This is a genomic window from Isoptericola sp. NPDC060257 (assembly GCF_042726645.1).
GTDB lineage: Bacteria > Actinomycetota > Actinomycetes > Actinomycetales > Cellulomonadaceae > Isoptericola > Isoptericola nanjingensis.
In genome coordinates, this window is sequence record NZ_JBHXAW010000186.1 from 1 (window position 1) to 8,974 (window position 8,974).

Genomic DNA, 8,974 nt, shown 5'->3' on the forward strand with positions numbered 1-8,974 from the left:
CGGCCTCGACCTGGGCGTGCACTCCGTGACCGGGATGCTGGCCGACCTGGCGGGGCAGGTCCGCGCCGTCGTGCGGCGCACCGTGGACGGCCCCGTCGACGGTGTCGAGCGCCTCGAGACGGCCCGCGCCGTGCAGCGCGAGCTCCTGGACGCGGTCGGGGCGCCGCGGTCGCGCGTCGCCGCCCTGGCGGCGGCGGTGCCCGGCATCGTGGACGGCGAGCGGGTCCGCCTCTCGCTGCCGATCCCCGACTGGACCGGCGTCAACCTCGCGGGCCGGCTCTCGACCGGCGGCGAGCACCCGGTCGTCGTCGAGAACGACATCAACATGGCGGCCCTGGCCGAGCACGCCCTGGGTGCGGCCCGGCTCGCGGACGACGTCGTGCTGGTGCAGCTGGGCTACCGCGTCGGCGCGGCGCTCGTGCTCGGCGGGCAGGTCTACCGCGGGAACCGGTTCGCCGCGGGCGAGGTCGGGGACTTCGAGTGGATGGGCTGGGACGGCTGGCTCGAGGGCAGCCTGCTCCGGGAGATCGAGGAGGCGGGCGGCGCCGAGCAGGTCGCGCTCCGCGCCCAGGAGGGCGACGGCGCGGCGCTCGGCCTGCTCCAGCAGTACGCGCGGCGCGTGGCCCCCGGAGTGGCGACGCTCGCCATGGTCGCGGACCCGGAGTGCGTGGTGCTCGGCGGCGGCCTGTCCCGCGCGGGCGAGCTGCTCCGGGCGCCGCTGCAGGAGGAGGTCGACCGGCTCGTGCGGCCGCGTGCCGCGGCGTCGCTGGTGACGTCCGCGTTCGCGTCGGACGGCGCGGCCCTCGGCGCGCTCGTGCGGGCCCTGGAGGTCGGGTCGCGGGACGTCTACGGCAGCAGCGACGTCGCGGCTCCGCCGCTGAGCGCCGCGGAGCCGGGGGTCTCCCTCGCGGAGGCGCTCGCCGCCGCCACGCCGTCCTCGGCGCCGGCCACCGTGGCGGAGGCTGTGGACGACGCCGAGGGCCCGGAGCAGCCGCGGGCGGCGGAGGTCCGCGAGCCGCTGCGGGTCGCGGTGGTCGGGGTCGGCGCGCGCGCCGGGCTCGCACGATGGGTGGGCCGCACGGGCGTCCCGGCCCGCGTCGTCGAGGCGGTGGACGTCGACCCCGCGGGCCGCGCCCGCGCGCAGGAGCTGTTCGGCCCGGGCACCGCGTTCGCGACCGACCACCGCGGCCTGGTCGGCCGGGCGGGCACGGCGGACGGCGTCGACGCGGCCTTCGTCTGCACCCCCGACGACACGCACGCCGACATCGCCGAGGACCTGCTGCGCGCGGGCGTCGCCGTCTATCTCGAGAAGCCGCTGGCCACCACCACCGAGGACTGCGACCGCGTCCTCGCGGCCGCGGTCGAGACCGGCACCAGGCTCTACGTGGGCCACAACATGCGGCACATGGCGGTCGTGCGGACGATGCGGGACGTCGTCGCCCGCGGCGAGATCGGCGACGTGCAGGCCGTGTGGTGCCGGCACTTCGTCGGGAACGGCGGCGACTACTACTTCAAGGACTGGCACGCCGACCGCGCGCGCAGCACGGGGCTCCTGCTGCAGAAGGCCGTGCACGACATCGACGTCATCCACTGGCTGGCCGGCTCCACGACGCGGGACGTCGTCGGGATGGGCGACCTGCAGGTCTACGGGCGCGTGACGGACCGCGCGGACCGCACGGGGCAGCTCATGACCGACTGGTTCTCCTACGACAACTGGCCGCCGCTCGAGCAGACGGGGCTGCACCCGACGATCGACGTCGAGGACACGTCGATGATGCTCATGCGCCTCGACAACGGCGTGCTCGCGAGCTACGAGCAGTGCCACTTCACGCCCGACTACTGGCGCAACTACACGGTGATCGGCACCCGCGGCCGGCTCGAGAACGTCGGGGACGGCGACGGCGCCTCGGTCCGGGTGTGGAACCGCCGCACGTCGTGGTCCGAGCACGGCGACGTCGAGCACCCGGTGCACGCGGCCGGCCCGGGCCACCAGGACGCCGACCGGCTCACCGTGGACGAGTTCCTGCGGCACGTGGCCGAGGGCGCGCCGATCACCACCTCGCCGGTGATGGCCCGCGACGCCGTCGCGACGGGCATCGCCGCCACCGTCTCGCTGCGCGCAGGGTCCGCGCCGCAGCGTGTCCGACCCGTGGCCCCCGAGGTCGCGGCCCACTTCGACGACGACGTCGACCCCGCGGTACCGACGCCGCGGACCTGAGAGACCCATCAACCCGAGGAGCACCCCGATGAAGCATCTCCTGCGCAGCGCGTCCCTCGCGGGCGTCGCGGCCGTGGCACTGACGCTCTCCGCGTGCGGGGGCGGCGGCGACGCCGCCGAGGACAGCGCCGAGGTCGCGCCGACCGACGCCCAGGCCGAGATCACGTACGCGATCTGGGACGAGAACCAGAAGCCCGCGATCGACCAGAACATCAAGGACTTCAACGAGACGTACCCGAACATCAAGGTCACCGTGGACCTGACCCCGTTCCAGCAGTACTTCACCAAGCTGCAGACGCAGGGGGAGTCCCGGACGCTGCCCGACGTGTTCTGGATGAACGGCCCGAACGTCCAGCTCTACGCCGCGAACGACCTGCTCCAGCCGATCACCGGCCTGGTGGACGCCGGCGAGATCGACCCGTCGAAGTACCCCGACGCCCTCAACCAGCTCTACTCGTTCGAGGACACGCAGTACGGCGTCCCCAAGGACTTCGACACCGTCGCCCTCTGGTACAACAAGGCGCTCTTCGAGAAGGCCGGCGTCGACCTCCCCACCGACGACTGGACGTGGGACGAGTTCCAGGACGCGGCGGGCGCGATCTCGGACGAGCTCTCCGACCAGGGCGTCTACGGGGTGGTCTCCGAGATCAACGGCATCGGCCAGAGCAGCTACTACAACACGATCCTCCAGGCCGGCGGACAGATCATCTCGGACGACGGCACGACGTCCGGGTACGACAGCCCCCAGGCCGCCGAGGGGCTCCAGCTGTGGGCCGACCTCATCGCCGACGGGGCCGCGCCGACCCTCCAGCAGATGTCCGACACCAAGCCGAACGTGTGGTTCGGCTCCGGCAAGGCGGCGATGTTCTGGTCCGGCAACTGGTCCGTCGCGGAGATGAAGGACTCGCCGAACAAGGACGACTTCGGCATCGTCCGGCTCCCCGCCGGGCCCGAGCGGCGCGCCACCGTCATCCACGGCGTCGGGAACGTCGTCGCCGCGGACAGCGAGAACAAGGCGGCCGCCAACGCCTTCCTGGCCTACCTCGGCTCCGAGGAGGCGCAGCGCACGCAGGCGGAGATGGGCGTGGCGAACCCTGCCTACACCGGGACGCAGCAGGCGTTCGTCGACTCGGTCCCGAGCTTCGGCATCGACGTCTTCATCGACTCGGCCGAGGACATGGCCTTCCCGTACCCGATCTCGCAGAACACGGCGGCGTGGAACGCGCTCGAGACCGAGCTGCTGCCGCAGGCGCTCTCCGGGGAGCGCCCCGTCGAGGAGGTCGCCCAGGAGCTGGCCGACGCCATGAACGAGGAGCTCGCGAAGGAATGACCTCCGTCGACCGATCCCCCCGGGCGGGCGTCGTCGCTCCCGCCCGGGGCTCCGCCCCACGCACCGCGGCCGGGGGCACCACGCCCCGGGGGCCCCGGCGCGGGTACGACGGCTGGTGGCCCGTCCTCTTCGTGCTGCCCACGATGTTCGGCGTGGTCCTGTTCTACCTGTGGCCGATCGTCCAGACCGGCTACTTCAGCCTCACCGAGTGGGGCGCCTTCGGCGGCCAGACGTGGGTGGGGCTCGAGAACTACCAGCGCCTCGCCCGCGACCCCGACCTGGGGACCGCCGTCGTGAACACGCTCGTCTACACCGCGATCGTGCTGCTCGGCATCCCGATCGCGATGTTCGTCGCGAGCCTGCTGCACCGGCCCGGGATGCGGTTCACGGCGTTCTACCGGGTGCTGTACTTCATGCCCTACGTCGCGATGCCGACGGCCGTGGCGATGGTGTGGCGGCTGATCTTCAACGGCGATTTCGGGATCCTCAACCAGGCGCTCGCCGTGGTCGGTATCGACGGCCCGTCGTGGACCTCGACGCCGGGTTTCGCGCTCGTCGCCGTGTCCGTCGTCGGCCTGTGGACGTCGCTCGGCTTCGCGATCATCATCCTCTCCGCCGGGCTGCGGACCATCCCGCCGGAGCTCTACGAGGCGGCGTCGCTCGACGGCGCCTCGGCGTGGCGGCAGTTCCGCTCCGTCACCGTCCCGCTGCTGACCCCCAGCGTCTTCTTCGTCACCGTCATCACGGTCATCAACGGCTTCCAGCTGTTCGACCTGCTGTACGCCCTCATGGGCCAGGCCAACCCGGCGATGCGGCAGACGCAGTCCCTCGTCTACCTCTTCTACAACGAGGCCTTCCTGCGCAACGACAAGGGCTTCGCCGCCGCCATCGCGATGGTGATCCTGCTGATCGTCGGCGCCGTCACGCTGCTCCAGTTCCGCATGCAGAGGAGGTGGGTCACCTATGCCTGACGCGACCCTCACGACGACGGCCCCCGCGGTCGCCGGACGCCCGGCGGCGCCGCGTCGCCGCACGTCGCGCCACGGCTCCAACGCCTGGGCGCACGTGCTGCTCGCCGTCGGCGGCGTGGTGATGGTGTTCCCGTTCGTGTGGCAGCTGCTCACGTCGCTGTCCACGAACGCCCAGGTGATGAGCGTGCCCCCGGTGTTCTGGCCGGGGGAGCTGCAGTGGGGCAACTACGCCGAGGTGTTCTCCAAGCTCCCGTTCCTCCAGGAGTTCTGGGTCTCGGTCTCCATCACCGTGGCGCGCACGGTGGGCCAGCTCGTGCTGTGCTCGATGGCGGGCTACGCGTTCGCGCGCATGCGGTTCCCGCTGCGGGGCGTGCTGCTCGCGCTCGTGCTGTCCATCCTCATGGTGCCGTCGCAGGTGTACCTCATCCCGCAGTACCAGATCATCAACGGGCTCGGCTGGCTGAACACGGTGGCCGGCATCGCCGCCCCCGGCATCTTCAGCGCGTTCGGCACGTTCCTCATGATGCAGTTCTTCCGGGGCGTGCCCGACTCGCTCGAGGAGGCTGCGCGGCTCGACGGCGCCAACCCGTTCCAGGTCTTCTGGCGGGTCATGCTGCCGCTCGCCGGGCCCAGCCTCGGCGCGCTGACGATCATCACCGTCCTGTGGTCCTGGAACGACCTCCTGTGGCCGCTCGTCGTCTCGACCCGCGCCGAGAGCATGCCGCTCGCGGCCGGCATCGCGACGTTCGCGGGGCGCACCACCACCGACTACACGGTGATGATGGCGGCCAGCGCGCTCGCCATGGCGCCCATCCTCCTGCTCTTCGTCGTCATGCAGCGCCGTGTGATCGACGGTCTCGCCCATTCCGGACTCAAGTAGGGAGCACGATGACTGCCGCAGAGCCTTCCCCTGCCCTCACGGTCGGCCTCGTCGGCGCGGGCGGCATCGCCCGGGCCCACGCGCCGGCGTGGCGCGCCCTCGGCGCGGACCTCGTCGTCCACTCGACGGACGGCGCCGCCGAGCTCGCGGCCGCGCACGGCGGACGGGTCGTCGCCGGCCTCGACGAGCTGCTCGACGTCGCGGACGTGGTCGACGTCGTGACCCCGACGCCGACCCATCTCGAGGTGGCGTCGGCCGCCCTCGCGGCCGGGCGCCACGTCCTGTGCGAGAAGCCGCTGGGCCGCACGTCGCGCGACGCCGTCGCGATGCTCGACGCCGCCCGCGCCGCGGACCGGCAGCTCTACCCGGGGCACGTCGTGCGGTTCTTCCCGGAGTACGCGCTGATGCGCCAGGCCGTGCGGTCCGGCGAGATCGGGGCGCCGGCGGTGCTGCGGTTCGCGCGCGGCGGCATGTTCCCCGCGTGGTCTCCCTGGTTCGCGGACGACGCGCAGTCGGGCGGCGTCGTGCTGGACCTGATGATCCACGACCTCGACCTCGCCCGGTGGGTCGCGGGCGAGGTCACGAGCGTGCATGCCACGCGCCGGTCCCTCGAGGAGGACGGGGCCCCGCACACGCTCGCCCACGCCGTGCTCACCCACGCCGGCGGCGCGATCAGTCACGTGCGGGGGCTGTGGGGGGCGCCGCACACCACCTTCCGGACGTCGTTCCACGTCGCCGGGGACGCCGGCACGCTGCGGTTCGACTCGGCCGAGGCGGCGGGGGTGCGGTCGGACCTCCCCCCGGTCCCGGCCGGAGGGCAGGACCGGCCGGCCCCCGCCGCCGGAGAGAGCCCGTACCTCACGGAGATCCGGGAGGTCGCCCGGGCGTTCGCGGCGTCCCCGACGTCGTTGGCGCCCGACGACCCGCGCCACCCGCGGGTGAGCGCCGTCGACGGCGTGATCGCCGTCGAGATCGCCGAGGCGGCGCTCGCCTCCGTCGCGTCCGGGGAGCCCGTCGCCCTGGACACCGCCGCCCGGGCCCGCGCCCTGGCCGACCTCGAGACCACCGGGAGCCGAGCATGACGCCCACCCCGGCCCCGCTGCGGGTCGCGATCCTGTCGTTCGCGCACGTGCACGCCGCGTCGTACGTCGCGCTGCTGCGCGACCGGCCCGACGTCGAGCTGCTCACCGCCGACCCCGACGCCGCCACGGCCCCGGCAGGCGAGCTCCGCGGGGCCGCGTTCGCCGCGGAGCACGGCGCCGCCTACGTGGACACCTACGCCGAGGCGCTCGCCTGGCGGCCCGACGCCGTCGTCGTGTGCAGCGAGAACTCCCGGCACCGGGACGTCGTGCTCGCCGCCGCGGCGGCCGGCGCGCACGTGCTGTGCGAGAAGCCGCTCGCGACCCGGGTCGAGGACGCGGAGGAGATGGTGGCGGCGTGCGACGCCGCCGGTGTGCGCCTCATGACGGCCTACCCCGTGCGGTTCAGCCCCGAGTTCGGCACCCTGCGCGGGCTGGTGGCGTCGGGCGCGCTCGGCACCGTGCTCGGCGGGACGGGGACGAACAACGGCAAGGTGCCGGCGGGCCGTGCCTGGTTCACCGACCCCGAGCTGGCGGGCGGCGGGGCGCTCGCGGACCACGTGGTCCATCTCGCCGACCTGCTCGACGCGCTGCTCGGGGAGGAGCCGGTCGCGGTGCGCGCGGTGAGCAACCGCGTCCTGCACGGGGGCGACCCGCACGTGCGTGCCGAGACCGGCGCGCTGGTGAGCATCACCTACGCCGGCGGCGCGGAGGTCGTCGTCGACTGCTCGTGGTCCGTGCCCGACGGCGCGCCCACGTGGGGCGGCCTGACGCTGCAGGTGGTCGGCACCGGAGGCACGGTCGAGATCGACCCGTTCGCGGCGCACGTCGGCGGGCTCGTGGCGCAGGGGACGAGGCAGGCGTGGCTCGGGTTCGGCGAGAACCTGGACGCGCTGATGCTCGAGCACTTCCTGGGGTGCGTCCGCACGGGAGAGACGCCGGGGCCGGACGGGCAGGTCGGGCTGCGCACGCTGCGCGTCGTCGCCGCGGCGCAGCGCTCGGCCGCCGAGGGCGGTGCGGTGGTGCGGCTGGGGGCGTGACACGACGAGGCCGGGGCACGTCCGTGCCCCGGCCTTCGTCCTCATGCGGTGGTCGTCAGCGCTCGACCTCGCCGCGGATGAACGCCTCGAGCTGGGCGCGGCCCGCGGTGTCCTCCATCTGCACGGGCGGGGACTTCATGAAGTAGGTCGACGCCGAGAGGATCGGGCCGCCGATGCCGCGGTCCAGCGCGATCTTCGCGGCGCGGACGGCGTCGATGATGATGCCGGCGGAGTTGGGGGAGTCCCACACCTCGAGCTTGTACTCCAGGTTCAGGGGCACCTCGCCGAACGCGCGGCCCTCGAGGCGGACGTACGCCCACTTGCGGTCGTCGAGCCACGCGACGTAGTCCGACGGGCCGATGTGGACGTTGCGGTCCTCCTTCTTGCCGCCGAGCGGGCCCTCGAGGTTCGAGGTCACCGCCTGCGTCTTGGAGACCTTCTTCGACTCGAGGCGGTCGCGCTGCAGCATGTTCTTGAAGTCCATGTTGCCGCCGACGTTGAGCTGGTACGTGCGGTCGAGCACGACGCCGCGGTCCTCGAACAGCTTGGCGAGCACGCGGTGCGTGATCGTGGCGCCGACCTGCGACTTGATGTCGTCGCCGACGATCGGCACGCCGGCGTCCTCGAACTTCTTCGCCCACTCGGGGTCGGAGGCGATGAAGACGGGCAGCGCGTTGACGAAGGCGACCTTCGCGTCGATCGCGCACTGCGCGTAGAACTTGTCCGCCGCCTCGGAGCCGACGGGCAGGTAGGAGACGAGGACGTCGACCTTCGCGTCCTTCAGCGCCTGCACGACGTCGACCGGCGCGGCGTCCGACTCGTCGATCGTGGCGGAGTAGTAGTCGCCGAGACCGTCGAGGGTGTGGCCGCGCTGGACGGTGACGCCGGTGGGCGGCACGTCGGCGAACTTGATCGTGTTGTTCTCGGAGGCGTGGATCGCCTCGGCGAGGTCGAAGCCGACCTTCTTCGCGTCGACGTCGAACGCCGCGACGAACTCCAGGTCACTCACGTGGTAGTCGCCGAGCTGCACGTGCATGAGGCCGGGGACGGTGTCGGTCGGGGCGGCGTCGCGGTAGTAGTGCACGCCCTGGATCAGGGACGATGCACAGTTTCCGACACCGACGATGGCAACGCGGACGGAGGTCATCCTCGCTCCTTGTTTCTCTGGGCCGGGGCGTCCTGCACCCCGGCGCTGTGGTCGCGGGCGCGGCCGAGAGCACGGTCGCGTTCCGTGGTGATGAGTCCGTCGAGCCAGCGCACCTCGCGCTCGACCTGTTCGAGCCCGTGGCGCTGCAGCTCGAGGGTGTACTCGTCGAGCCGCTCGCGGGTGCGTGCGGCAGACTCTCGGACCGCCTCCAGCCGCTCGGTGAGCCGGGTTCGCCGGCCTTCGAGGATACGGATGCGGGTCTCGGCGTCCGTCTGCGCGAAGAACGCGAAGCGGACGTCGAAGTTCTCG

7 protein-coding genes and 1 pseudogene are annotated in these 8,974 nt (G+C 72.8%); 6 read left to right on the top strand and 2 right to left on the bottom strand.

The window, feature by feature from the left end; all coding sequences use genetic code 11:
* The 6 genes from ACFWEK_RS14805 to ACFWEK_RS14830 form a co-directional block, all read left to right on the top strand.
* Positions 1-2,218, top strand: a 2,218-nt coding sequence (locus ACFWEK_RS14805) for an ROK family protein (protein ID WP_430554535.1), incomplete at its 5' end; no start/stop codon positions are given.
* 28 nt (positions 2,219-2,246) lie between these two features.
* Complete coding sequence (locus ACFWEK_RS14810; RefSeq protein WP_430554536.1) at positions 2,247-3,548, top strand: ABC transporter substrate-binding protein; 1,302 nt, start codon at positions 2,247-2,249, stop codon at positions 3,546-3,548.
* A complete protein-coding gene (locus tag ACFWEK_RS14815) occupies positions 3,545-4,519 on the top strand; it encodes a carbohydrate ABC transporter permease (RefSeq protein ID WP_430544827.1) in 975 nt (324 codons plus the stop codon). The genes ACFWEK_RS14810 and ACFWEK_RS14815 overlap by 4 nt, the downstream gene beginning before the upstream one ends.
* Complete coding sequence (locus tag ACFWEK_RS14820) at positions 4,512-5,399, top strand: carbohydrate ABC transporter permease (RefSeq protein ID WP_430554537.1); 888 nt, start codon at positions 4,512-4,514, stop codon at positions 5,397-5,399. The genes ACFWEK_RS14815 and ACFWEK_RS14820 overlap by 8 nt, the downstream gene beginning before the upstream one ends.
* 8 nt (positions 5,400-5,407) lie before the next feature.
* Positions 5,408-6,481, top strand: a complete 1,074-nt coding sequence (locus tag ACFWEK_RS14825; protein ID WP_430544825.1) for a Gfo/Idh/MocA family protein — start codon at positions 5,408-5,410, stop codon at positions 6,479-6,481.
* On the top strand, positions 6,478-7,518 hold the full coding sequence (locus tag ACFWEK_RS14830) for a Gfo/Idh/MocA family protein (RefSeq protein WP_430544824.1): 1,041 nt from the start codon (positions 6,478-6,480) through the stop codon (positions 7,516-7,518). Before ACFWEK_RS14825 ends, ACFWEK_RS14830 begins: the two co-directional genes overlap by 4 nt.
* Positions 7,519-7,573: 55 nt before the next feature.
* On the opposite strand, the gene ACFWEK_RS14835 is transcribed toward ACFWEK_RS14830, so the two are convergent.
* Both ACFWEK_RS14835 and ACFWEK_RS14840 read right to left on the bottom strand, forming a co-directional pair.
* Complete coding sequence (locus ACFWEK_RS14835) at positions 7,574-8,665, bottom strand: inositol-3-phosphate synthase (protein ID WP_430544823.1); 1,092 nt, start codon at positions 8,663-8,665, stop codon at positions 7,574-7,576.
* Positions 8,662-8,974 (bottom strand): annotated as a pseudogene (locus ACFWEK_RS14840) (PadR family transcriptional regulator); the annotation flags it as partial. The gene ACFWEK_RS14835 and the pseudogene ACFWEK_RS14840, both read right to left, overlap by 4 nt.

Coding starts and splice junctions, on each gene's coding strand:
- ACFWEK_RS14815 (WP_430544827.1), top strand. CDS start 3,545: ATGACCTCCGTCGACCGATCCCCCCGGGCGGGCGTCGTCGCTCCCGCC.
- ACFWEK_RS14825 (WP_430544825.1), top strand. CDS start 5,408: ATGACTGCCGCAGAGCCTTCCCCTGCCCTCACGGTCGGCCTCGTCGGC.
- ACFWEK_RS14835 (WP_430544823.1), bottom strand. CDS start 8,665: ATGACCTCCGTCCGCGTTGCCATCGTCGGTGTCGGAAACTGTGCATCG.
- ACFWEK_RS14820 (WP_430554537.1), top strand. CDS start 4,512: ATGCCTGACGCGACCCTCACGACGACGGCCCCCGCGGTCGCCGGACGC.
- ACFWEK_RS14830 (WP_430544824.1), top strand. CDS start 6,478: ATGACGCCCACCCCGGCCCCGCTGCGGGTCGCGATCCTGTCGTTCGCG.
- ACFWEK_RS14810 (WP_430554536.1), top strand. CDS start 2,247: ATGAAGCATCTCCTGCGCAGCGCGTCCCTCGCGGGCGTCGCGGCCGTG.